This window comes from Alkaliphilus sp. B6464 (assembly GCF_018141165.1).
Taxonomy (GTDB): domain Bacteria; phylum Bacillota; class Clostridia; order Peptostreptococcales; family Natronincolaceae; genus Alkaliphilus_B.
In genome coordinates this window covers 3,265,699-3,290,774 of record NZ_CP058557.1, presented here as the reverse complement: position 1 = coordinate 3,290,774, position 25,076 = coordinate 3,265,699, and the positions used below count along the sequence as shown (strand labels likewise).

Here is a 25,076-nt window from a genome sequence, read left to right as displayed (position 1 = left end):
AAAGGGAGGTGAAGCTTGTGCGCTTAGAATTAGGAAAAATTTTCATTAATGATGTAAAGTTCGGGGATACTACTAAAGTAGAAAACGGCGTACTTTATGTCAATAAGGATGAAATGCTTAAAGAAATTGGTGGAGATGAACATATTAAAAGCATCGACATCGAATTCGCTCATCCAGGAGAAGAGGTTAGAATTACTCCAGTTAAGGACGTTATTGAACCTAGAGTTAAGGTTGAAGGTCCTGGAGGGATTTTTCCAGGGGTAATAAGTAAGGTTGATACTGTAGGTAGTGGCCGCACACATGCTTTAAAAAATGTGGCAGTAGTAACAGCAGGTAAAATCGTTGGTTTTCAAGAAGGTATCATCGATATGACTGGTCCTGGGGCAGAGTATACACCATTTTCCCAACTACACAACATAGTTGTTGTTGCAGAACCAGTTGATGGCTTAAAGCAATATGATCATGAGGCTGCTGTAAGAATGATAGGTTTTAAAGCCGCTATGTATTTAGGTGAAGCTGCGAGAAATGTAGAGCCTGATGAAGTAAAGGTTTATGAAACAGAACCTATCTTTGAATCAGCTAATAAGTATCCTGAATTACCAAAGGTAGGATATGTTTATATGCTTCAAACTCAAGGTTTACTTCATGATACATATGTATATGGAGTAGATGCTAAGAAAATAGTACCTACCATTCTTTATCCAACAGAAATAATGGATGGTGCTATTGTAAGTGGTAACTGCGTTTCTGCTTGCGATAAAAATCCAACTTATGTCCATTTAAACAATGGAATTATAGAAGACCTATATGAAAAGCATGGTAAAGAAATAAACTTTGTTGGAGTAATTATTACAAACGAAAATGTTTACCTTGCAGATAAAGAGAGATCTTCAAATTGGACTGCTAAATTAGCTAAGTTCTTAGGGTTAGATGGTGTTATTGTATCTCAAGAAGGTTTTGGTAACCCTGATACAGACCTTATTATGAACTGTAAAAAGATTGAAAATGAAGGCATTAAAACAGTTATTGTTACTGACGAATATGCTGGTAGAGATGGCGCTTCCCAATCTTTAGCGGATGCAGATCCGAAAGCTAATGCTGTTGTAACTAATGGTAATGCTAATGAGGTTATTGTGCTACCTCCAATGAAAAAGATTATAGGAACAACAGATTACATTGATAAAATTGCAGGAGGTTTCTCTGGTAGTTTAAGAGAAGATGGAAGCATCGAAGTAGAAATACAAGCAATAACAGGTGCTACTAACGAAACAGGATTTGTTAAATTATCATCTAAAGGTTTCTAGTAACTAATTATATGATATTGATAATTTAAAAATTCGAAAAATTTAAAAATCAAATAATAATTATAGAGAGGATGAAGCTGTATGGCAAGATTTGATGGAAAAAAAATCATCATTATTGGCGATAGAGATGGAATTCCAGGTCCAGCTATTGAAGAATGCCTAAAGGGTACTGGGGCAGAAGTAGTATTTTCAGCTACAGAATGTTTTGTCTGAACCGCTGCGGGTGCTATGGACCTTGAAAATCAACAAAGAGTAAAGGATCTAACTGAAAAATATGGAGCAGATAATGTTGTAGTACTTTTAGGTGCGGCAGAAGCTGAAGCATCTGGATTAGCAGCAGAAACTGTTACAGCAGGAGATCCAACCTTTGCAGGTTCATTAGCGGGAGTCCAGTTAGGACTAAGAGTTTTTCATGTAGTTGAGCCACAATTTAAAGATGAAGTGGACGCAGAAGTTTATGATGATCAAATTGGCATGATGGAAATGGTGCTTGACGTTGATTCTATCATTGAAGAAATGACTAATATTAGAAGTGAGTTTTCTAAGTATAACGATTAATTCGTATTGATAAATAATTCCCGTTAAAAATGAGAGAGGGGGGAAAGTATGAGCAAGAAAAAAGTTGTTCATTATATAAATCAGTTTTTCGCTGGAATCGGTGGAGAAGAAAAAGCTGATATCAAGCCTGAGCTAAGAGAAGGAGTAGTAGGTCCTGGTATGGCTTTAAATGCAGCTATAAAAGAGGAAGCTGAAATTGTAGCAACTATTATTTGCGGTGACTCTTATTTCAATGAAAATCTTGAAGAAGCTAAGACTGAAATCATTGAAATGGTAAAAAAATACAACCCAGATCTATTTATTGCTGGACCTGCATTTAATGCTGGTAGATACGGTGTTGCTTGCGGAACTATTTCAAAAGCGGTAAATGATGAATTGGGAATTCCTGTTTTAACAGGTATGTATGTTGAAAATCCAGGTGCTGATATGTTTAAAAAGAGTATTTACATTATCGAAACTGGAAATTCAGCCGCAGCTATGAGAAAAGCCGTTCCTGCAATGTCATCATTTGCTCTCAAATTATTAAAAGGTGAAGAAATTGGATCACCTGAGGAAGATAAATATATATCTAGAGGTATTAGAAAAAATTACTTTGCAGAAGAAAGAGGTGCAACAAGAGCGGTTAATATGCTTCTTAAAAAGTTAAAAGGCGAAGAATTTGTAACAGAATATCCAATGCCAGACTTTGATAGAGTTGAACCAAATGCTGCTGTTAAGAACCTAAGTAATATGAAAATTGCAATAGTAACTTCTGGTGGTATTGTACCTAAAGGCAACCCAGATAGAATTGAATCCTCAAGTGCTTCTAAATATGGTAAATATGATATTTCTGGATTTAATGATTTAACAGAGGCAGATCATGAAACTGCTCATGGTGGATATGACCCAGTATATGCTAACATTGATCCAGATAGAGTAATCCCTGTAGATGTTTTAAGAGATATGGAAAAAGAGGGCATTATTGGAGAGTTGCATAAATATTTCTATACAACAGTTGGAAATGGTACTTCTGTTGCAAGCTCTAAGAAATTTGCTGCTGAATTTGCAAAAGAATTATTAGCTGATGGTGTAGGTGCAGTTATACTCACCTCAACATGAGGCACCTGTACACGTTGCGGTGCAACAATGGTAAAAGAAATTGAGAGAGCAGGAATACCTGTAGTTCATATGTGTACGGTAGTACCAATATCACTAACTGTTGGCGCTAACAGAATCGTACCTACAATTGCTATTCCTCACCCATTAGGTAACCCTAATCTAGACCCTAATGAAGAAAAAGCATTAAGAAGAAAGCTTGTGCAAAAAGCTCTTGATGCTCTAACAACAGAAGTAGACGGACAAACAGTATTTGAATAAGGTTTTATATTAGAAATAAAATATAAATTAAATAGATGGGTGTTTGCTCACCCATCTATTTAAATATATACTGGATGCATTGTCAAGCTGTATGAAATTTATTTATAAATACAAAAAAATATATTTACTATATCTATAATAGATTTAAAAATTCCTTGGAGGTGTCTATTATGTCATATGCTGTAGCAAAGGCTGCTGGTTATGTTCTAGTACATACACCAGACATGATTCTTCACAATGGTACTACACAAACGATTGAAAAATCAGTAAATCCAAATTCTGAATATTTAAAACAAGTCCCTAAGCATTTACGTAGTTTTGAAGAGGTTGTAAGCTATCCTCCTAACCAAGTTTATATCGGATCTATGAAACCTGAAGAATTAAACAACTATGAAACTCCTTGGTATAACAAACAAGTAGAAGGGGCAACGAGAGAAGGTAAGTTAGGCGAAATAATGCCTCAAGATGAATTTATCGCTCTTATGAAAATATCCGATGTATTTGATTTGGTAAAACTAAATAAATCTTTTACAAGTATGGTTAAGGAAAAGTTAAACAAACATCCTTTAATAACTGAGCAAATGGTTGCTAAGTTAAAAGATGGGGATGAAATGGATGATATTAATAAATATATTAATGAGCAACATGCTGAACCTCTTTATAACAACGAAGAAGTAGTAGGTTGTATTAAAAGAGCTCATGAGGTAGACGTAAATTTGAATGCACATGTTATTTTTGAAAATTTGGTTGTAAAGGCTTCAGGAGCCTTAGCCTTTATGCATCTTATAGATAAAAACAATATAGATCCAGCTTCAATTGATTATGTTATCGAATGCTCCGAAGAAGCTTGCGGAGATATGAACCAAAGAGGTGGAGGAAACTTTGCTAAGGCTATAGCCGAAATGGTTGGAGCTATTAATGCAACTGGATCAGACACTAGAGGTTTCTGTGCTGCGCCAACTCATGCTTTAATTCAAGCAGCTGCTCTTGTGCAATCTGGAGTTTATGAGAATGTTGTTATTGTAGCAGGAGGAGCAACAGCAAAGCTTGGAATGAATGGTAAGGATCATGTAAAAAAAGAGATTCCTATACTTGAAGATGTTCTAGGTGGCTTTGCTGCTCTGGTAAGTAAAAATGATGGTATTAATCCTATTCTTAGAACAGATTTAGTAGGTAGACATACAGTAGGTACTGGGTCTTCACCTCAGGCAGTTATTACATCATTAATTACTGCACCATTAGATAGGGGTGGATTAAAAATAACAGATGTTAATAAATATTCTGTTGAGATGCAAAATCCAGATGTTACAAAACCAGCTGGAGCAGGAGACGTTCCAGAGGCAAACTACAAGATGATAGCTGCTCTTGGAGTTAAGAGAAATGAACTTGAAAGAAAAGATGTGGCTACATTTGGACATGATCATGGTATGCCGGGATGGGCACCTACTCAAGGGCATATACCGTCAGGTGTTCCGTATATTGGTCATGCTATTGAAGCTTTCAGCAATAATGAAATTGAAAGAGCTATGATCGTAGGTAAAGGAAGTTTATTCCTTGGTAGAATGACAAATCAATTTGATGGTGTATCCATTATTATGGAGAAGAATACAGGATGTAAAGAAGCACAAACTGGTGGAGTTTCGGAAACGGAAGTAAAATCTATGATAGCTGAAGCAATGAGAGAGTTTGCATCACACTTATTAGGGAAATAAGGGGTGATTTAAAATGAGTGATAACAAAATTATAAAAGAAATGATTGGTAAAGTATTTAATGATATAGCTGATGCAATAGAAACGGGACAGTTTGGCAGCAAAGCAAAAGTAGGTATTACTACATTAGGTAGTGAGCACGGAGTAGATAACATAGTTAAAGGGGCCGAAATGGCAGCTAAGAATGGTCAAGGATATGAAATTATATTGATTGGACCTAAAGTAGATACAAACCTTAAAGTGGTTGAGGCAAATACTGAAGAGGAAGCTCATAAAAAGATGGAAGAGCTTTTAGACAGTGGAGAAATCCATTCTTGTGTTACAATGCACTACAACTTCCCTATAGGTGTGTCCACTGTAGGAAGGGTTATTACACCAGCTAAGGGAAGAGAAATGTTTATAGCTACAACTACTGGAACCTCATCTCCTCATAGAGTAGAGGCTATGGTTAAAAATGCTTTGTATGGAATTATCGCTGCTAAAGCATCAGGAATCAAAAATCCAACAGTAGGAATTTTAAATGTAGATGGTGCAAGACAAGTTGAAAGAGCTCTAAAGGAACTGGATTCAAACGGATATAAGGTTAATTTTGTTGAATCGATGAGATCTGACGGTGGTGCTGTAATGAGGGGTAATGATCTTTTAGCAGGAACACCTGATGTAATGATTCAAGATACACTTACAGGAAATATCTTTATGAAAGTTTTCTCATCCTTTGCAACGGGTGGAGACTACGAAGCCTTAGGTTATGGATATGGTCCTGGTATTGGTGAAGGTTATGATAGAACAATACTAATATTATCTAGAGCCTCCGGAGTACCTGTAGTAGCTGGCGCTATTGAATACGCTGCCCAGTTAGTACAAGGTAACCTCAAGGAAGTTGCAAAGACGGAATTTGCAGCAGCTAAAAAAGCAAAACTAGATGATATACTAAAATCGCTAACAAAAGATAATAAAAAACCTAAGGAATCCGAGGGTGAAGAAGCAGTAGCCCCACCTACTGAAGTAGTTACAGGCTCAATTTCAGGAATCGATATTATGGATTTGGAGGATGCTGTTAAGGCACTTTGGAAAAAAGGTATTTATGCGGAAAGTGGAATGGGTTGTACTGGTCCTATAGTAATGGTTAATGAAGGAAAAATAAAGGAAGCTATGAAAGTATTGGTGGAAGTAGGGTTCATCGCAAAAGAGGCAGGTCCTTGTTAGCAAACTTATTGAAAAGTGAATAAATAATAGCTTGAATTATAACCTCCTAAAATATGATTATATAAAAATTAATTGTTTTAATTATATTTAGGAGGTTTTGTTATATATATAGGTAAAGCTTTATTTTACCAGCTCATATAGTGTATTGCATTTATATATTGTGTATATTATAATATTTATAGAAATATAAATTATGGTTTAAAATCTGACTATTGTACAAAATAGTTAAAAATGTTTAAAAGGGAGGATATTAAAAAGTGAAAAAAAGATCATTAGCGGTATTATTGGTTCTTGTTTTAATGATGTCATTAGTATTAACAGCATGTGGTGGAGGTAAGTCAAATGATGGAGTATCTTCAGAAGCTCCAAAAACTCAAGAAGGTACAGACAATCAGCAAGCCGATGCAGGTGATTTCTTTGTAGGCCTTGTAACTGATATTGGCGGAATTGATGATAAATCATTCAACCAAGGTACATGGGAAGGTATTGAAAAATTTGCTAATGAATTTGGAACAGATAAGAACTTCCTTCAATCTGAAGAAGATGCAGATTATATACCAAATTTATCAGCTTTTGGAGATGAAGGAGCAGATTTAATAGTTGCACCTGGATTCTTATTTGAAGACGCAATGAAGCAAGTATCAGCAAATTTTCCTGACAGAAGCTTCTTAATTCTTGATGCAAAAGTAGAGGCCGATAATGTAGCTAGTGCTCTTTTTGCAGAACACGAAGGTTCTTTTCTAGTAGGAGTAGCTGCAGCGCTGAAGGCTAAAGAAGCGGGTAAAGATACTGTTGGTTATATAGGTGGTATGGATTTTGAATCTATACAAAAATTTGAAGCTGGATATGAAGCAGGTGTTTGGGCAATAGACCCTAATATGAAAGTTTTAGTTGAATATGCAGGTGCATTTGATAATGCCCAAACTGGTCAAGCATTAGCAGCTAAAATGTACGATCAAGGTGCATACGTTATTTATCATGCAGCTGGTGGTACTGGTAATGGATTAATTAAAGAGGCTCAAGATAGAAGAGTAAAAGGGCAAGACGTATGGGCTATAGGTGTTGACAGAGATCAATATGAAGATGGCATATATGAAGGTGATAAATCAGCTGTATTAACATCAATGATTAAACGTGTTGATGTTGCTGCCTATGACATTGCAAAACTTACTTTAGATGGTAAGTTCCCAGGTGGAGAAGTTCTTACTTTCAATTTAGAAAATGAGGGAGTTGGATTACCGAAAAACAATCCAAATCTATCTGATGAAATTGTAAAAAAAGCAAATGATTTTATACCTCAAATTATTTCTGGTGAAGTTGAAGTATCACCTGTACCATCAAGATTACAAAAATAAAAATTTAATGATTCTATAGTTGTATTATAGGCTTAAATTTCATATAATAACTATAAAAAAACCAAGATTTTATAGTCTTGGTTTTTTACTTAATAACGTAGCACGTAGGAAAGTAAAAATTATATGAATATGGTTTTCATAGAGTATATCTAGCAAAGGCTTCTTTGACTTAAAAATTTTAATAGAAGCCTTTGTTCATTAATATAGTATTATTTTAAAAATATGAGGTGTTAATTATGAGAGCAAAACAAAGTGAAATACTAGATACTATAAAAAGCAAAGGCTTAACCTATCAACAAAAACATCATAATTTAGCAAATATTGCAGAAAGACTTGTTGATCCAATAGAATTATTGAATTACACAAGTGAAGAAATGGAAGCAATAGAAAACAATATGATATGTGATTTAAACGAAGGATATGGAGTTTATAGACCAAGATATATTGTTCCGGATTATTCTATTTTTATTAAAGAGGGATGCAAGTTTTTAGATTTAAATCCCCCAACTGATATAGATGAATTATTAGATGGACTTTTAATTTTATATAGTAACGTTCCATCAATAACAAGTTTTCCTGTTTTTATAGGTGAATTAGATCAATTAATAGATCCATTTATAACAAATGAAGATGAAGATTATATAAAAATCAAACGATTTTTAAATCATATAGATAAGACTATTCCCGATTCATTTTGTCATGCTAATATAGGACCTAGGGCAAGTAAGGCAGGCGAATTGATTTTAAAAGCGGTAATTGAACTGCAAAATCCTACTCCTAACATGACAATTAAATATAATAAAAATATTACTAATAGAGAATTTGCAAAGCTTGCAGCAAAAGCATGCTTAGTTGCTTCTAAACCATCATTCTCTAATGATGATTATTATATTAAAGATGTTGGTGAACATGGGATTGCAAGTTGTTATAACGCTCTTCCTATGGCTGGAGGTGCATATACTCTATTAAGGTTAAGATTAGGAACAATTGCTAAATCCTGCTCTTCAAAGGATGAATTAATTAATAAAGCCCTTCCTACCTTTGCTAAACATATGCTCTCTATGATAGATAAAAGAATAAAATTCATTGTTGAAGAGTCGAATTTCTTTGAAACCTCATTCTTAGTAAAAGAAGGCTTTATCAAAAAAGATAATTTTACAGCAATGCCGGCTATTGTTGGACTAGCAGAAGCTGTTAACCATGTATTAAAGCTTGAAGATAAAAATGAAAGGTTTGGACAATCAGAATATGGAGATGAAATTGCTCATGAAATATTAACAGCTATAGAAAAAATAGTGAATAATCATGAAGCCGTATATTGTGAAAGAACTAATAATCGTTATCTATTCCATGCTCAAGTAGGTGCTAGTATAGATAATTCAGATAAAGAAAATACACCTGCACATAGGATTCCTGTAGGTGATGAACCAATATTACCACTTCATTTAACACAATCGGCGCAATTTCATAAATACTTCCCATCGGGAACAGGAGATTTATTTGCATTCGATCAAACATATCTTAATAATCTAGATGCAGTTTTGGATATAATTGAAGGAGCATTTAATAAAGGATATCGTTATATTACAACTTATCTACAAAACTCAGATTTAATAAGAGTTACAGGTTATTTGGTAAAGCGTAGCGAAGTTGAAAAGGCGAGAAGAGAAGAAATAGTTCTTAGAAATACAGCGATGTTAGGAATGGGTACAGACGACAATGCCCACGTATTTAGTAGAAGGACAAGGGATTAAAAATGGATATTAATGGGAACACTCTTCCGGTAAAGGATATTATTCCATTTGCTAATGTAGATGGTAGTGGAAATAGAACGACTATTTTTGTGCAAGGCTGCAATTTAAATTGTATCTATTGCCATAATCCAGAAACAATAAAGCTGCCTTGTGAAGAAACAGAAGAGACTAAATATACAGTAGAACAACTTTTAGATGTAATTAAACAGTATGCTCCATATATAAGGGGCATTACTGTTTCTGGTGGAGAAGCTACTTTATATAGTTCATTTTTAGTAGATCTATTTAAAGAAGTTAAAAAGCTTGGGCTTACTTGTTATGTAGATACTAATGGAATTTTCAATAGACAGAAAATAATAAACCTTATTCAAGTAACTGACAAATTTCTTTTTGATATTAAAGGAATTAATAATTTAGAAAGAGTAACTAGAAAAAGCATAGAACATAGTTTTGATAACTTAGAATATTTGCTAAGCTTAAATAAAATTGAAGAAGTTAGAACAGTTTGTATTGAGGATTATATTGATATTGAAGGGACAATAAGGGAAGTATCAAAGCATATTAAAGAATATAGAGATGTAATATACAAATTAATAAGAGTCCATTATAGAGGATTAACAAAAGATCAAATTAAAGCTGTAAAAGACTCTGTGCCTTCTAAAGAAAAGATGATGGAACTTGAAAGACTAGCAAAATCTATAGGTGTAAAAAACATTGTTACAATATTATAAAGGATAGGAGAAGGACTATGGCATATGCGATTGAGATGTTAGGGATAACAAAAAAATTCCCTGGTATTAAAGCTAATGATAACGTTACATTATGTGTTGATAAAGGCGAGATTCATGCACTTCTAGGTGAAAATGGGGCAGGAAAATCAACCTTAATGAGTATTTTGTTTGGTCTTTATCAGCCGGACGAAGGTACTATTAAAGTAAATGAAAAAGAAGTTTTAATAAATGATCCGAATATAGCTAATGAATATGGTATAGGTATGGTGCATCAGCACTTCAAACTTGTTGAAAACTTTACAGTAACAGAAAATATTATTCTTGGAATGGAGCCTAAAAAATCTTTTGGAAGAGTAGATGTAAAAAAAGCAACGGAAAAAGTAAAAGAACTTAGTGATAAATATGGCTTAATGGTTGATCCTAATGCAAAAATTGAAGATATAACAGTAGGAATGCAACAAAGAGTTGAGATTTTAAAGATGCTGTATAGAAATGCTGAAATTTTAATTTTCGATGAGCCTACAGCTGTTTTAACGCCACAAGAGATTAGAGAACTAATGAGAATAATGAAAGAATTAATAAAAGAAGGTAAGACAATTATTTTAATTACACATAAGTTAAAAGAAATTAAAGAAGTTGCAAATCGCTGTACAGTTCTTCGTAGAGGTAAATATATTGGAACTGTTGATGTTGCAAATACTACTGAAGAGCAAATGGCAGAAATGATGGTTGGTAGAGAAGTTAGCTTTGAGGTTGAAAAAACTTCAGCTAAGCCTAAAGATGTAGTTTTAGAAATTAAAAATTTAACTGTGAAGAATAATCGTAAGCTCGATGCTGTTAAAAACTTAAACTTAAAAGTCCATGCAGGTGAAATACTTTGTGTTGCTGGTATAGATGGTAATGGACAATCTGAGTTAATAGAAGCTATAACGGGACTTAGAAAAATCGAAAGCGGTTCTATTTTACTTAATGGTGAGCCTATTGAAAATGAAAGCACTAGAAATAGAACATTAAAGGGAATAGGACATATACCAGAGGACCGCCAAAAATATGGACTAGTATTAGATTTTAAATTAGAAGAAAATATGGTTCTACAAAAATATTTTATGGAGCCATTTTCGAAAAATGGAATATTGAATTTTAACGAGATTAGAAAGTATTCTGATACTCTTATTGAGGAGTTTGATGTACGAAGTGGTAAAGGAAGTTTATCTGAAACTAGAGGTATGTCTGGAGGAAATCAGCAGAAGGCTATTATTGCAAGAGAGGTCGAACGTTCTCCAGAACTTTTAATTGCTGCTCAACCAACCCGTGGGCTTGATGTAGGAGCTATTGAATATATTCATAATCGTTTAGTACAGGAAAGAGATAAAGGTAAAGCTGTACTTTTAATGTCTCTTGAAATGGAAGAGGTTTTAAATCTTTCTGATAAAATAGCAGTTATATATGAAGGTGAAATTGTTGGTATTGTAAATACTAATGATACTGATGAAAATCAGCTTGGCTTAATGATGGCCGGTTCTAAAAAAGGAGGCACTATTTCCGATGAATAAGATTAAAAATTTTATAGCGAATAAAAAAAATCATGGTTTCCTTATTCCTATAATTGCTATTTTGCTTGGCTTTTTAGTTGGTTCTTTAATCATGCTATTTACTGGTTTAAATCCTAAGGATCTATTTATTTCACTTATAAGAGCAATTACTGGAATCAATGTAAATAATATTGGAACGGGTAAAGAAACTTTCAATGCCAGATATATAGGAGAATATTTTGTATATGTAATGCCTTTAATACTAACTGGCTTATCTGTAGCCTTTGCATTTAGAACAGGTTTATTTAATATAGGTGCTGAAGGGCAGGTAATGCTTGGTGCTTTTATGGCAACTTATGTTGCTTTAACTGTTAATTTACCAAAGCCAATACTTTTGCCAGCTGTTATAATATCAGGAGCTTTAGCGGGAGCTTTATGGGGTTTTATTCCTGGTATATTAAAAGCTAAATTTAATGTTAGTGAAGTTGTTGTAACTATTATGCTAAACTATGTAGGACTTTATACTACAAACTATTTTATTAGAAGTCTTCCGGGTAGTACAAGTACTAGAACAGTGGATCTTCCAGCAGCTAGTCTTTTGAAAAGTGATCTTTTAGCTGGTCTCACTAATAATTCGAGGCTTCATTATGGATTTATAGTTGTCATTTTAGCAGTTCTAGCTTTTTGGTTTATTATAGAGAAAACAACATTCGGATATGAATTAAAGTCAGTTGGATACAATCCGTTTGCTTCTCGCTATGCTGGAATGAAAGTTGAAAGAAATGCGGCTTTATCTATGGCTATAGCAGGTGCTTTTTCAGGTCTTGCAGGAGCAATTTTAGTATCAGGAACATTTGGATATGGACGTGTTTTAGGTAGTTTTGAAAACTATGGTTTTGATGGTATAGCTGTAGCATTAATTGGTGGAAGTACAGCCTTTGGTTCAGTATTGGGTGGGTTACTATTTGGAGCACTTAAAGCCGCACAACCTATTATGCAAATAAACAGAATTCCTAGAGATATTGCAATTATAATTATAGCTTCTATAGTTATTTTTATAGCTATGCGAAACGGTATAAAAATGGCATTAGAAAAAGTTAAAGTTAAGGAGGTTGAAAAATAATGGAAACTATTTATTCAATGTTAGTATTAACACTTATTTTTTCTACTCCAATTGTTATAACCTCCTTAGGTGGATTGTTTTCTGAACGAAGCGGTATAGTTAATATTGCCCTTGAAGGATTAATGATGTTTGGTGGTTTTGGAGCAGCTACAGCACTTGTTTTTTTACATGGATCAGTACCATTTGCACCTTGGTTAGCTCTTATTGTAGGTATGGCTTTTGCAGCTTTGATATCAGTTATACATGCATATTTAAGTATAAATTTAAATGCAGACCAAATAATATCTGGAACAGCAATTAATCTACTAGCTACAGGTGTAACAATATACTTAGCACAGATAATATTTGGACAACAAAGAACACAAACATTTAGTGGAAGTTTTAGAAAAACTACCTATCCAGTATTAAGTGATATACCAGTAATCGGAGATATTTTCTTTACTAATATTTATCCTACAGTATATCTTGCGTTTATTTTGGTATTAGCTGCTTGGTATATTCTGTATAAGACTCCATTTGGTTTAAGACTAAGAGCAACCGGAGAGCATCCACATGCAGTAGACAGTATGGGAGTTAGTGTAAAGAAGATGAGATATATCGGTGTTATTGTATCGGGAGCTTTAGCAGGACTTGGTGGAGGAATACTAGTGTTAACTCAAGATACACAGTATACTGTTATGAGTATTAGTGGTACAGGGTTTATAGCACTTGCGGCATTAGTATTTGGTAGATGGAAACCAGCTGGACTTCTAGGTGCAGGTTTGTTTTTTGGTTTTTCTAGAATATTTAGTATATATTCTAATAGTTTTTCATTTCTACAAAAATTACCAAACGAATTTTTCTTTGCCCTTCCTTATCTATTGACAATTGTAGCTCTTGTAATATTCAGTAGACAATCTGTTGGACCAAAGGCAGCGGGTAAAGCCTATGATAAAGGTGAAAGATAAATGCATAATAAAAAGTCCCTTAATAGGGACTTTTTATTATGCAATCTTTATGCCAATCCAAAGAAAATCACGTAGATACTTTATTAAATTCAGGTTAAATGGTATAATAGCACTATACAAAGTTTGAAGAAGGGTGATCTATATGAGAATGGGTTTTAACTTACAACTAGAGCAATCCCAGAAATTGATTATGACTCCACAATTGCAACAGGCTATTCAAATTTTACAATTTAATTCCTTAGAGCTGGAGAAATATATTAATGAGCAATTAGAAAAAAACCCTGTATTAGAAGCGAATGTTGAGAAAGAAAGACAGGATGTATCAGATAGAAAAACTGAAGAAGATAAAATTAAAGAAATTAATTGGAAGGAATATATTGAAGACTTCAATAACTACGAATATACAAAAGGTAGCTATTATAATGAAGAAAATGAATTTAACTATGAAAATATTGTTTCGAGAGAATCTACACTACAGGAGTATCTGTTATTTCAATATCATCTAACTTTATTAGATCGAAAATATTTCGTAATAGGGGAGTATATAATAAATAGTCTAGATGATAGAGGATATTTGATGGCTACTGTTGAAGAAATTGCTGACTATTTTAAAGAAGAAAAATATATAGTCGAAAGTATTTTGCAAATAATCCAAACTTTTGATCCTCCAGGTGTAGGAGCAAGGACTCTTGAGGAATGTTTATTACTTCAATTACGCTCTTTAGAAATAAAAGATGAAAAAATTTATAAACTTATTGCGGAATATCTACCTGAAATTGCTTCGAATAAATATCCTTACATTGCTAAAAAATTAGGAGTTAGTATTGGTCAAATTCAGCAATATTGCGATTTTATAAAAACCTTAGAACCGAAACCAGGTAGAAGATTTACATCCAATCAAAATAGATACATTACTCCTGATGTTGTAGTTAAAAAAATAGGAAACGAGTACACAATATTAACTAATGATTACAACGGACCACGACTAACCATTCGTGACGATTATAAAAGAATGATGACTTCTAGTGATGAAAATTCTGATGTTGTGAAATTTTTAAATGAGCAATTTAATTCTGCAGCTTGGCTAATTAAAAGTATTGAGCAAAGAAAGCAAACTATTTATAAGGTTGCAGAAGTAATAATAAAAAAACAGATGGCCTTTTTTGAAAAGGGGAAAAAATATTTAAGACCTATGACACTAAAAGAAATTGCGGATGAAATCGAAGTTCATGAGTCTACAGTTAGTAGGGCTACCAATGGTAAGTATATTGAAACGCCACTTGGTATATTCGAATTAAAATATTTCTTTTCTAGTGGAGTAGAAGGAAATGAAGGTATAGGTATTTCATCAGAAAGTATAAAGAGTTTTATACAAGATATAATTAATGAAGAAGATCCTAAAAAGCCTTTAAGTGATGATAAGGTAGTTAATAAATTGAAGATTAAAGGTATAAATATATCAAGAAGAACTGTAGCAAAGTATAGAGATGAGATGGGTATATTAGCATCTTCAAAGAGAAAAAGGTATTGAAAATTATTGATTTAGAAATAAGTCTAGAATAATTAAGTAATCCTAATATTATAGTGATTGCTTAATTATTCTAGATTTTTTTTATGTACCAGATAGAATATTTTTCTAATTTTATACAACTTTTATTCTACATATAGTTGATTGTATTTTTTAAATATTGTATAATATAATCAAACAGGGACGTAACAAGTCTTTGTGGGGCTAAAAATGTCCCGGGGTGAAAGAAGGTGGATTATGAAAGATATCATTAATCTTCAAAAAAAAATTATACCAGAGATTTTTCCAATATTAGAGAAAAGATATAATATTCTTCGAAATATATATTTGATGCAACCAGTAGGTAGAAGAAATTTGGCAAATAAACTCTCTGTAGGTGAACGGATAATAAGAACGGAAGTAGATGTTCTGAAAAATCAAGGGTTAGTAGAGGTAGATGCTGCAGGTATGACAATTACAGAGGAAGGTAAGATTATAGCAGAAGAGCTAAAGGATTTTATTTACTCTATGCGTGGAATTGAAGAAATTCAAGATAGGTTAAAAAATAAGTTAGGAATAAGTAAAGTTATAGTTGTCCCAGGTAATGTGGAAGAAGATGACTTTATATTAAATGATCTAGGAAAAGCAACTGCAAAGTTAATTGAAAAGCTTGCAACTAACAATACAAAAGTAGGTATTACTGGTGGTACTACTATGGCCGCTGTTGCTAAAGGAATAACACAGCATACAAAAAAGCAAAATATAAAAATAGTTCCTGCTAGAGGTGGTCTTGGAAAACAAGTCGAAACTCAGGCAAATACTATAGCAGCTGAAATAGCTAGTAGATTAAACGGAAGTTACGAATTATTACATGCTTCTGATACATTAAGTAACCAAACTATGGAAATACTTTTACAAGACCGTGAAATTGAAAGGGTCATTAAAACTATAAAATCTGTAGATTTGTTGGTATTTGGTATAGGAAGAGCAGATACAATGGCGAGAAGACGCGAACTTCCAAAGGATATAGTTGGAAAGCTAGCAGAATCAAATGCAGTATCTGAAGCATTTGGCTACTATTTTAATCAAGAAGGTAATATTGTACATGAAACAAAGACAATAGGCATTGATCTTAAAGATTTCCAGCGAGTTCCCAACACAATAGGAGTGGCTGGTGGACAAAATAAGGCTGAAGCAATATTAGCAATTACAAGTTTAAAAAAGTCTATGATACTGGTAACTGATGAAGCTGCTGCAACAATGATATTAGAAAAATTTTAAATAAAATATGGGAGGTTTTATTATGAGTATTAAAGTAGCAATAAATGGTTTTGGAAGAATTGGAAGAAATGTATTTAAGATAGCATCTGAGAATAAGAGAGATTGGGACATTGTAGCTATTAACGATTTAACAGATCCTAAAACATTAGCTCATTTATTAAAATATGATAGCCTATTTGGTAAGTTTAATGGAGAAGTAGATTATAAAGATGATGCAATAATTGTTAATGGTAAAGAAATTAGAATTTTTGCAGAAAGAGATCCAGAAAATTTACCTTGGAGCGAATTAGGTGTAGACATTGTTATAGAATCGACTGGTATTTTTAGAAGTAAAAAGGATGCTTCTAAACATATTACTGCGGGTGCCAAAAAAGTAATAATATCTTCCCCTGCAAAAAATGAAGATATTACAATAGTTATGGGGGTAAATGACAAGGATTATGACCCGCTACAGCACAATGTAATTTCTAATGCGTCTTGTACGACTAATTGTATAGCACCTTTAGCAAAGGTATTAGATGAAAATTTCACTATTAAAAAAGGGCTTATGACTACTATACATTCTTACACAAATGATCAAAAGATTTTAGACTTACCACACGATGATTTAAGAAGAGCAAGGGCAGCGGCAGAATCAATTATACCTACTACTACGGGTGCAGCAGAAGCTGTTGCTTTAGTACTTCCGCAATTAAAAGGGAAACTAAGTGGTATGGCAATGAGGGTCCCAACACCTACAGTATCAGTTGTGGATCTAGTATTAGAGTTAGGGAAGGAAGTAAGTAAAGAAGAAATAAATAAAGTATTTAAGGAATCAGCAGAAAGAGAACTAAAAGGTATACTAGATTATTCAGACGAACCACTGGTTTCTATTGATTATAAGCAGGATCCTCACTCTACAATAATAGATGGGTTAAGCACCATGGCAATAGATGGTACTATGGTAAAAGTAGTGGCTTGGTATGATAATGAATGGGGATACTCAGCAAGAGTAGTAGATCTTACTAGTTATATTGTAGCTAAGGGATTATAAGAAAAACTTCTGTTGAAAACTTGTTTAAATTAAAGAAGTTTTTACTATAGTGTAACTTATGGAAAGTATACATTAAAGCAATGTATACTTTCCTATGCGTTATAAAAAATATATTTAATGTTATGTTCAAGGATTTAATTTTGCAGAAAAATGTGGTAACATATATATAACAATAACATATACTAATAGGTTAATGTTATATACTAATGGATTATTTATTTCCAAGGAGGTATGGATGTAAATGCTTAATAAAAGAACAGTGGAAAATTTAGATGTTGAAGGTAAAAAAATCCTAGTAAGATGTGATTTTAACGTACCAATGGACAAAGAAGGAAATATTACAGATGATATAAGAATCAGAGCGGCTATGCCAACTGTAGAGTACATAATAAATAAAGGAGGAGCTGTAATTTTAATGTCACATTTAGGTAGGCCAAATGGAGAGCCGAATCCTAAATATTCATTGGAACCTGTAGCAAAAAGAATTTCAGAGTTAATTGGAAGAGAAGTAAAATTTGCTGCTGATGATGCAGTAGTTGGCAATATAACTAAAAATTTAGCATCTGAATTAAAAAAAGGTGAAATTTTATTACTTCAAAATGTACGTTATCGTAAAGAGGAAGAAAAAAATAATGAGGATTTTTCAAAAGAGCTTGCTTCCTTAGGAGATGCATATGTTAATGATGCCTTTGGAACAGCTCATAGGGCACACTCTTCAACTGCTGGTATTGCTAAATTCCTACCTTCAGCTATGGGATATTTAATAGAAAAAGAAGTAAGCTTTATAGGCAAAGCATTAGAATCCCCCGAAAGACCTTTTGTTGCAATATTAGGGGGAGCAAAGGTTTCAGATAAGATCGGGGTTATTGAAAACTTAATAGATAAGGTTGATGCATTAATAATTGGTGGAGGAATGGCCTATACATTCTTTAAGGCTAAAGGCTACGAAGTAGGACAGTCTTTACTAGAAGAAGATAAGGTTAGTCTAGCTGCTAATTTAATTGAAAAGGCTAAGGAAAAAAATGTAGAGTTACTACTTCCAATCGATACAGTTGTAGCAAAGGAATTTGCTGCCGATGCAGATCATTGGACTGTGAATAGCAATAGTATTCCTCGGGAAACAATGGGCCTAGATATAGGCGAAAAAACTAGAGAGCTATTTGCCCAGAAAGTAAAAGAAGCAAAGACTGTAATTTGGAACGGACCTATGGGTGTATTTGAAATGCCTGCATTTGCTAAAGGAACTAGGGAAATAGCAAAGGCATTAGCAAATAGTAAAGCAACTACAATAATTGGTGGTGGGGATAGTGCTGCTGCCGTAGAACAATTAGGGTTTGCAGATAAAATGACACATATTTCTACAGGGGGAGGAGCCTCTTTAGAATTTTTAGAAGGCAAAATATTGCCAGGAATAGATGTGTTAGAAAATAAATAAGGTGAGGTGTAGAATATGCGTAAACCTATTATTGCTGGTAACTGGAAGATGCATAAAATAACTAATGAAGCATTAGAGCTTGTAAATCAAATAAAGGATGAAGTAAGCGAAACTGATGTTGAAGTAATTGTATGCTGTCCATTTACCGTACTTAGTGAGGTTAAAAAAGCTTTAGCAGGATCAAAAGTCAAACTTGGAGCTCAAAATATGCATTGGGAAGATGAGGGAGCATTTACAGGGGAAGTTTCAGCTAATATGTTAAAAGACGTAGGAGTTGATTATGTAATAATTGGTCACTCTGAAAGAAGACAATATTTTAATGAAACAGATGAAACTGTTAATAAAAAGGTAATTAAGGCTATTGAAAATGGATTAAATCCAATAGTATGTGTTGGAGAAACCTTGGAACAAAGAGAAGATAACAAAACATTTGATATTATTAAAATGCAAACATTAGCTGCTTTTGAAAATATTGACAATAAAGATATGGAAGATATAGTAATTGCATATGAGCCAGTTTGGGCCATAGGTACAGGAAAAACTGCTTCTTCTCAGGAAGCAAATGAAGTAATAGCATATATTCGATCTTTACTTGAAGAAAAATATGGATCAGAGATTTCGGAGGAAGTTAGAATTCAATATGGTGGTAGTGTTAAATCTTCTAATGCTACTGAAATTATGAATGAAACAGACATTGATGGAGCCTTGGTTGGAGGCGCTAGCCTAAAGGCGGAAGAATTTTTAGGAATTGTAAATTTCTAGGAAGGAAGATAAATATGAAAAAGCCTGTTGCTCTTATTATTTTAGACGGCTTCGGAATAAGAGAAAGTAAATTTGGAAACGCTGTAAAAGCTGCTAAACTTCCAAACTACAATAGTTATATAAATAATTATCCTAGTACACAAATTTCAGCTAGTGGATTAGATGTAGGACTACCAGAAGGACAAATGGGAAACTCTGAAGTAGGTCATCTAAATATTGGAGCTGGCAGAGTAGTTTATCAAGAACTTACCCGTATTACTAGAGAAATTGAACTAGGTAATTTTTATAAGAACACTAAATTTCTAGAGCTAATTTCCTCCGTAAAAAATAGCGGTAAGAAACTACATTTAATGGGATTGGTTTCTGATGGCGGCGTACATAGTCATATTGGGCATTTATTTGCATTGATAGATATGGCAAAAAAAGAAGGTTTAAATGAAGTGTATATACATTGTTTTCTAGATGGTAGAGACACCCCACCAAAAAGCGCAATGGAATTTATTTCCGCTTTAGAGGATAAAACTAAAGAAATAGGAATAGGTAGAATAGCTACAATATCTGGAAGATACTATGCTATGGATAGAGATAAGAGATGGGATAGAACTAAGTTAGCCTATGATGCTATGGTACTAGGCGAAGGAAGAATCGCTGATAACCCTTTAAATGCTGTGGATATAGCATATTCATTGGGAGAAAATGATGAATTTGTTCTGCCTACTGTGATACCCAATGCAGCCGGAACCTATGACAAATTAGAATCAGGAGATGGAGTTATATTCTTTAACTTTAGACCAGACCGCGCTAGACAAATAACTAGAGCTCTAGTTGATACTGATTTTGATGGTTTTGAAAGAAATAATGGTTACTTTCCATTAAATTATGTTTCTATGACTCTTTATGATAAAACTATTGAAGGAGTTAAAGTTGCATACGAACCACATATTCTAACAAACACTTTAGGAGAGTATATTAGTAAGCGAGGACTTAATCAGCTAAGAATAGCAGAAACAGAAAAATATGCTCATGTAACTTTCTTCTTTAATGGAGGAGTTGAAACTCCGAATTCAAATGAAGATAGATTACTTATTCCATCACCTAAGGTAGCTACTTATGATTTACAGCCAGAAATGAGTGCCTATGAATTAACAGATAAACTGATTGAGAAAATCGATGAAGATAAATATGATTTAATAATAGTAAACTATGCAAATCCTGATATGGTTGGACATACAGGAGATTTAAATGCAGTAGTAAAAGCACTAGAAACTGTTGATTGTTGTTTGGGTAAGGTTGTTAGTAGGATTATAGAAAAAGGTGGTAGCTCCATAATTACATCAGACCATGGAAACTCAGAAGATATGATTAACGAAAAAAATGGAACACCTATAACAGCTCATACAACAAATCCTGTTCCTTTAATTATAGTTGGGGCAGGAGATATAAAGCTAAAAGAAGATGGACGTCTTTCAGACATAGCGCCTACACTACTAGAACTTTTAAATCAAGAAAAGCCAACGGAAATGACTGGAGAAAGTTTGATTAAAAAATAGAGAGGAGATTTACATATGTCGATTATAAGTGATGTTTATGCAAGAGAAGTATTGGACTCAAGAGGGAATCCTACTGTTGAAGTAGAAGTTTACTTAGAAAGTGGTGCGGTAGGAAGAACAATAGTTCCTTCCGGAGCTTCCACAGGAGCATTTGAAGCTGTAGAACTTAGGGATGGTGATAAAGGAAGATATTTAGGTAAAGGAGTACAAAAAGCTGTTGAAAATGTAAATGAAATTATTGCCCCAGAAATAATTGGGTTAGATGCAGTAGACCAAGTAGCTATTGACCAAATTATGATCGATTTAGATGGTACACCAAACAAAGGAAAACTTGGTGCCAATGCTATATTAGGAGTATCTATGTCGGTTGCTAAGGCTGCGGCAGAAGCTTTAGGATTACCTCTATTCCAATATTTGGGTGGAGTAAATGCAAAACAATTACCGGTACCTATGATGAACATTTTAAATGGTGGAGCACATGCAGACAATAACGTGGATATTCAAGAGTTCATGATAATGCCTGTAGGTGCTACAAGCTTTACAAATGCTGTAAGAATGGGTGTTGAAGTTTATCATAATTTAAAATCAGTTCTTAAGGAAAAAGGTCTAGCTACTGGTGTAGGTGATGAAGGTGGCTTTGCACCTAACTTAGCTTCAAACGAAGAAGCTCTGCAAGTAATTGTTGAAGCTATTAAAAAGGCAGGATATACACCAGGAGAAGATATTAAGTTAGCATTAGATGTAGCAGCTACAGAATTATACGATGAAAATCAAAAAGTATATAAATTGTCTGGCGAAGGTGTTACAAAAACTTATGCAGAAATGGTTGACTTCTATGAAGAGTTAATTAATAAATATCCTATCATTTCAATTGAAGATGGACTAAGTGAAGAAGATTGGGACGGTTGGAATTTAATGACTGAAAGATTAGGTAAAAAGATTCAAATAGTTGGAGATGATTTATTTGTAACAAACACTGAAAGACTTAAAAAAGGAATTAAAGCAGGAACAGCTAATTCAATATTAATAAAACTAAACCAAATTGGTACAATAACAGAAACATTAGACGCTATTGAAATGGCTAAGAGAGCTGGATATACTGCTGTAATCTCTCATCGTTCAGGAGAAAGTGAAGATTCTACAATAGCAGATGTGGCAGTAGCTATAAATGCTGGTCAAATTAAAACTGGTGCGCCTGCTCGTACAGACCGTGTTGCCAAATATAATCAATTATTAAGAATTGAAGATATGCTTGGATTTACTGCACAATATTTAGGAGAAGAAGTATTCTACAACTTAAAAAAATAGTAATATATACGCGAAGAATTAATGAATTAGAATGATGTTGTAAAATTACACCAACAATATAACGAGAATGCTAGCATCCTCGTTATATTGTTTTCCATTTATTGGTTACCTTAGGAAACTGTAGAATCACTTCTTAAACGGGTGAAACAAATATTTTTTGATTGATTTTACCAATTTCCTATGTTACAATATGAATGTTAACTATAATATAGGAGGTGTGAAAATTGAGAATATTCCTAATGGTTATTCAAGTAATGGCGTGTCTTATACTTATTGGAAGTATTTTATTACAACCTGGTAAAAGTGAAGGACTTTCTAGTGCATTTGGTGGTGGAGCACAGATGATGGCTAAACAAAGCAGAGGTTTTGATGGTTTATTATCTAAGGTTACTAAAATTGCTGCAGTTTTATTTATAGTTGTAGCTATTGCGTTGGTTGCAATTCAATAGATATATAAAACAAAAGAAAACTGAATAGAAGGAGGATTATCATCAATGGACTTTACGATTTTAGCACCTATTGTAGGGGTAGTAGCACTTATATTTGCTTATATGCTCATTAGTAAAATCAACAAGGTATCTCCTGGTACAGATAGAATGAAAGAGATTGCTTCTTACATTCATGAGGGTTCTATGGCTTTCTTAACAAGGGAGTATAAAACTCTAGCTATTTTTGTAGTTGTACTGTTTGTAATACTAGGATTTGGCATTGATTGGGAAACAGCTATTTCATTTATAGTGGGTTCTCTATTCTCAGCTTTAGCAGGATTTATTGGAATGCAAGTGGCAACAAAAGCTAACGTAAGAACAGCTAATGGAGCTAAAGAAGGTGGAATGAATAAAGCGTTAAGCGTAGCCTTCTCTGGTGGTGCTGTAATGGGTATGACTGTTGTTGGACTTGGTATTTTAGGAGTTGGTGCACTATACATAGTGTTCACTAAGATTGCAGGAGAGATTGAAGCAGCCAGAATTATTACTGGATTTGCTTTAGGTGCTTCTTCTATTGCTCTATTTGGGCGTGTAGGTGGAGGTATATATACAAAGGCTGCCGATGTTGGAGCTGACCTTGTTGGTAAAGTTGAAGCTGGTATTCCAGAAGATGACCCAAGAAATCCAGCAGTAATTGCTGATAACGTTGGTGACAACGTAGGAGACGTTGCAGGTATGGGGGCAGACTTATTTGAATCCTATGTAGGATCAATTATTTCTGCGATTACTTTAGGTTTAGTTGCTTATGGTAAAAATGGAGCTGTATTTGCATTGGCCTTGTCATCAATTGGAATTATTGCATCTATTATTGGTACATTCTTTGTTAAAGGTGATGAAAAATCTGATCCAGGACAAGCTCTTAAAATGGGTACTTATGTAGCTGGTATTATTACAGTAGTTGCTGCTTTCTTCCTAAGTAAAACTCTATTAGGAGATTTAAAAGGATTTTTAGCAGTAGTAACAGGCTTGGTAGTAGGTACTTTAATTGGACAGATTACAGAGGTGTATACTTCTGGAGATTATGGTGCTGTTAAGAAAATAGCACAGCAATCTGAGACAGGTCCAGCAACAACTATAATCAGTGGTTTAGCCGTAGGTATGGCATCAACTGCTGCTCCTATTCTTTTAATCTCTGCAGGAATTCTAATTGCATTTGGAGTTGCAGGACTTTATGGTATAGCTTTAGCTGCTGTAGGGATGCTCGCAACTGCTGGTATGACAATTGCTGTTGATGCTTATGGTCCAATTGCAGATAACGCTGGTGGTATTGCTGAAATGTGCGAACTTCCAAAAGAAGTAAGAGCAGTTACAGATAAACTAGATGCCGTAGGTAATACAACAGCTGCTATAGGTAAAGGCTTTGCGATCGGTTCTGCTGCACTAACTGCCTTAGCATTGTTTGCAACTTACACAGAAGCAGTTGGATTACAAGGAATTAACCTAATGGATCCATCAGTAATTGCAGGTATGCTAATTGGTGGTATGCTACCATTCTTATTCTCTGCCATGACGATGGAAGCTGTAGGAAAAGCAGCATTTCAAATGATAGAAGAAGTAAGAAGACAGTTCAAAGAAATTCCTGGTATTATGGAAGGAAAAGCAAAGCCAGACTATGCAACTTGTGTTGATATTAGTACTGCTGCTGCTTTAAAAGAAATGATAGTACCTGGTTTACTTGCTGTAATCGCCCCAATCTTAACAGGAGTTTTATTAGGAGCAGATGCTGTTGGAGGACTTTTAGCTGGTTCATTAGTAGCTGGAGTATTAATGGCTATTATGATGGCAAATGCAGGTGGTGCATGGGATAATGCTAAAAAGTACATTGAAGAAGGTAATCATGGTGGAAAAGGAAGTGAACCTCATAAGGCTGCCGTTGTTGGTGACACTGTAGGGGATCCATTTAAGGATACTTCTGGACCATCAATCAATATTTTAATTAAGCTTATGACAATTGTTTCTGTAGTATTTGCACCGTTATTTGTGAAATTTGGTGCAGGAATAATTATGAACCTGATAAAATAAGATAAGCTCAAGACTCTTGATCTAAAAGATTGAGAGTCTTTTTTCTTGATATAGGATATTGGTAAAATATTCAAGTTAATATATGTTCAATAATTATGACTTACATAGTATTAG

The 25,076-nt window shown here is 33.8% G+C and carries 20 protein-coding genes; all 20 read left to right on the top strand.

Annotation, left to right across the window (positions count from 1 at the left end):
• Positions 1 to 17: 17 nt before the first annotated feature.
• The 20 genes from HYG84_RS16725 (at position 18) to HYG84_RS16630 (ending at position 24,962) form a co-directional block, all read left to right on the top strand.
• Complete coding sequence (locus tag HYG84_RS16725) at positions 18 to 1,304, top strand: glycine/sarcosine/betaine reductase component B subunit (protein ID WP_212379222.1); 1,287 nt, start codon at positions 18 to 20, stop codon at positions 1,302 to 1,304.
• An 81-nt stretch (positions 1,305 to 1,385) separates the two neighbouring features.
• Positions 1,386 to 1,862, top strand: coding sequence for a glycine/sarcosine/betaine reductase complex selenoprotein A (gene grdA, locus HYG84_RS16720; protein ID WP_212379220.1), 477 nt, complete (start codon positions 1,386 to 1,388; stop codon positions 1,860 to 1,862).
• A 48-nt stretch (positions 1,863 to 1,910) separates the two neighbouring features.
• Positions 1,911 to 3,218, top strand: a complete 1,308-nt coding sequence (gene grdB / locus HYG84_RS16715) for a glycine reductase complex selenoprotein B (RefSeq protein WP_212379218.1) — start codon at positions 1,911 to 1,913, stop codon at positions 3,216 to 3,218.
• 170 nt (positions 3,219 to 3,388) lie between these two features.
• Positions 3,389 to 4,930 carry a glycine/sarcosine/betaine reductase complex component C subunit beta gene (gene grdC, locus HYG84_RS16710; protein WP_212379216.1) on the top strand — a complete coding sequence of 514 codons (1,542 nt, stop codon included), beginning with the start codon at positions 3,389 to 3,391 and terminating at the stop codon, positions 4,928 to 4,930.
• A 13-nt stretch (positions 4,931 to 4,943) separates the two neighbouring features.
• On the top strand, positions 4,944 to 6,134 hold the full coding sequence (gene grdD, locus HYG84_RS16705; RefSeq protein ID WP_212379214.1) for a glycine/sarcosine/betaine reductase complex component C subunit alpha: 1,191 nt from the start codon (positions 4,944 to 4,946) through the stop codon (positions 6,132 to 6,134).
• A 257-nt stretch (positions 6,135 to 6,391) separates the two neighbouring features.
• Complete coding sequence (locus HYG84_RS16700; protein ID WP_249168666.1) at positions 6,392 to 7,489, top strand: BMP family lipoprotein; 1,098 nt, start codon at positions 6,392 to 6,394, stop codon at positions 7,487 to 7,489.
• Positions 7,490 to 7,725: 236 nt separating this feature from the next.
• On the top strand, positions 7,726 to 9,243 hold the full coding sequence (locus HYG84_RS16695) for a YjjI family glycine radical enzyme (protein WP_212379212.1): 1,518 nt from the start codon (positions 7,726 to 7,728) through the stop codon (positions 9,241 to 9,243).
• A 2-nt stretch (positions 9,244 to 9,245) separates the two neighbouring features.
• On the top strand, positions 9,246 to 9,974 hold the full coding sequence (locus tag HYG84_RS16690; RefSeq protein WP_212379210.1) for a radical SAM protein: 729 nt from the start codon (positions 9,246 to 9,248) through the stop codon (positions 9,972 to 9,974).
• A 17-nt stretch (positions 9,975 to 9,991) separates the two neighbouring features.
• A complete protein-coding gene (locus tag HYG84_RS16685) occupies positions 9,992 to 11,527 on the top strand; it encodes an ABC transporter ATP-binding protein (protein WP_212379209.1) in 1,536 nt (511 codons plus the stop codon).
• Positions 11,520 to 12,629, top strand: a complete 1,110-nt coding sequence (locus HYG84_RS16680) for an ABC transporter permease (RefSeq protein ID WP_212379207.1) — start codon at positions 11,520 to 11,522, stop codon at positions 12,627 to 12,629. Before HYG84_RS16685 ends, HYG84_RS16680 begins: the two co-directional genes overlap by 8 nt.
• Complete coding sequence (locus HYG84_RS16675) at positions 12,629 to 13,576, top strand: ABC transporter permease (protein WP_212379206.1); 948 nt, start codon at positions 12,629 to 12,631, stop codon at positions 13,574 to 13,576. Before HYG84_RS16680 ends, HYG84_RS16675 begins: the two co-directional genes overlap by 1 nt.
• 142 nt (positions 13,577 to 13,718) lie before the next feature.
• A complete protein-coding gene (gene rpoN, locus HYG84_RS16670; RefSeq protein WP_212379204.1) occupies positions 13,719 to 15,107 on the top strand; it encodes an RNA polymerase factor sigma-54 in 1,389 nt (462 codons plus the stop codon).
• A 234-nt stretch (positions 15,108 to 15,341) separates the two neighbouring features.
• Positions 15,342 to 16,364 carry a sugar-binding transcriptional regulator gene (locus HYG84_RS16665; RefSeq protein ID WP_212379202.1) on the top strand — a complete coding sequence of 341 codons (1,023 nt, stop codon included), beginning with the start codon at positions 15,342 to 15,344 and terminating at the stop codon, positions 16,362 to 16,364.
• A gap of 22 nt (positions 16,365 to 16,386) precedes the next feature.
• Complete coding sequence (gene gap / locus HYG84_RS16660; RefSeq protein ID WP_212379200.1) at positions 16,387 to 17,397, top strand: type I glyceraldehyde-3-phosphate dehydrogenase; 1,011 nt, start codon at positions 16,387 to 16,389, stop codon at positions 17,395 to 17,397.
• Positions 17,398 to 17,638: 241 nt separating this feature from the next.
• Complete coding sequence (locus HYG84_RS16655) at positions 17,639 to 18,832, top strand: phosphoglycerate kinase (RefSeq protein ID WP_212379198.1); 1,194 nt, start codon at positions 17,639 to 17,641, stop codon at positions 18,830 to 18,832.
• 15 nt (positions 18,833 to 18,847) lie between these two features.
• A complete protein-coding gene (tpiA, locus tag HYG84_RS16650) occupies positions 18,848 to 19,594 on the top strand; it encodes a triose-phosphate isomerase (RefSeq protein ID WP_212379196.1) in 747 nt (248 codons plus the stop codon).
• A gap of 14 nt (positions 19,595 to 19,608) precedes the next feature.
• The gene (gpmI, locus tag HYG84_RS16645) at positions 19,609 to 21,144 is read left to right on the top strand and encodes a 2,3-bisphosphoglycerate-independent phosphoglycerate mutase (RefSeq protein WP_212379194.1); all 1,536 of its coding nucleotides are present in this window, start codon (positions 19,609 to 19,611) and stop codon (positions 21,142 to 21,144) included.
• Positions 21,145 to 21,159: 15 nt separating this feature from the next.
• Positions 21,160 to 22,452 (top strand): phosphopyruvate hydratase, encoded by a 1,293-nt coding sequence (eno, locus tag HYG84_RS16640; protein ID WP_212379192.1) that lies wholly within the window; start codon positions 21,160 to 21,162, stop codon positions 22,450 to 22,452.
• Between the two features lie 224 nt (positions 22,453 to 22,676).
• On the top strand, positions 22,677 to 22,901 hold the full coding sequence (gene secG, locus HYG84_RS16635; protein WP_212379190.1) for a preprotein translocase subunit SecG: 225 nt from the start codon (positions 22,677 to 22,679) through the stop codon (positions 22,899 to 22,901).
• Between the two features lie 45 nt (positions 22,902 to 22,946).
• On the top strand, positions 22,947 to 24,962 hold the full coding sequence (locus HYG84_RS16630) for a sodium-translocating pyrophosphatase (RefSeq protein ID WP_212379188.1): 2,016 nt from the start codon (positions 22,947 to 22,949) through the stop codon (positions 24,960 to 24,962).
• Positions 24,963 to 25,076: the final 114 nt, after the last annotated feature.

What these genes read in the sequence shown, in the direction of transcription:
- grdC (WP_212379216.1), top strand. Translation starts at nt 3,389, where the DNA reads ATGTCATATGCTGTAGCAAAGGCTGCTGGTTATGTTCTAGTACATACA.
- HYG84_RS16695 (WP_212379212.1), top strand. Translation starts at nt 7,726, where the DNA reads ATGAGAGCAAAACAAAGTGAAATACTAGATACTATAAAAAGCAAAGGC.
- gpmI (WP_212379194.1), top strand. Translation starts at nt 19,609, where the DNA reads ATGAAAAAGCCTGTTGCTCTTATTATTTTAGACGGCTTCGGAATAAGA.
- gap (WP_212379200.1), top strand. Translation starts at nt 16,387, where the DNA reads ATGAGTATTAAAGTAGCAATAAATGGTTTTGGAAGAATTGGAAGAAAT.
- grdD (WP_212379214.1), top strand. Translation starts at nt 4,944, where the DNA reads ATGAGTGATAACAAAATTATAAAAGAAATGATTGGTAAAGTATTTAAT.
- HYG84_RS16685 (WP_212379209.1), top strand. Translation starts at nt 9,992, where the DNA reads ATGGCATATGCGATTGAGATGTTAGGGATAACAAAAAAATTCCCTGGT.
- HYG84_RS16630 (WP_212379188.1), top strand. Translation starts at nt 22,947, where the DNA reads ATGGACTTTACGATTTTAGCACCTATTGTAGGGGTAGTAGCACTTATA.
- HYG84_RS16655 (WP_212379198.1), top strand. Translation starts at nt 17,639, where the DNA reads ATGCTTAATAAAAGAACAGTGGAAAATTTAGATGTTGAAGGTAAAAAA.
- rpoN (WP_212379204.1), top strand. Translation starts at nt 13,719, where the DNA reads ATGAGAATGGGTTTTAACTTACAACTAGAGCAATCCCAGAAATTGATT.
- eno (WP_212379192.1), top strand. Translation starts at nt 21,160, where the DNA reads ATGTCGATTATAAGTGATGTTTATGCAAGAGAAGTATTGGACTCAAGA.
- HYG84_RS16680 (WP_212379207.1), top strand. Translation starts at nt 11,520, where the DNA reads ATGAATAAGATTAAAAATTTTATAGCGAATAAAAAAAATCATGGTTTC.
- HYG84_RS16665 (WP_212379202.1), top strand. Translation starts at nt 15,342, where the DNA reads ATGAAAGATATCATTAATCTTCAAAAAAAAATTATACCAGAGATTTTT.
- HYG84_RS16675 (WP_212379206.1), top strand. Translation starts at nt 12,629, where the DNA reads ATGGAAACTATTTATTCAATGTTAGTATTAACACTTATTTTTTCTACT.
- tpiA (WP_212379196.1), top strand. Translation starts at nt 18,848, where the DNA reads ATGCGTAAACCTATTATTGCTGGTAACTGGAAGATGCATAAAATAACT.
- HYG84_RS16690 (WP_212379210.1), top strand. Translation starts at nt 9,246, where the DNA reads ATGGATATTAATGGGAACACTCTTCCGGTAAAGGATATTATTCCATTT.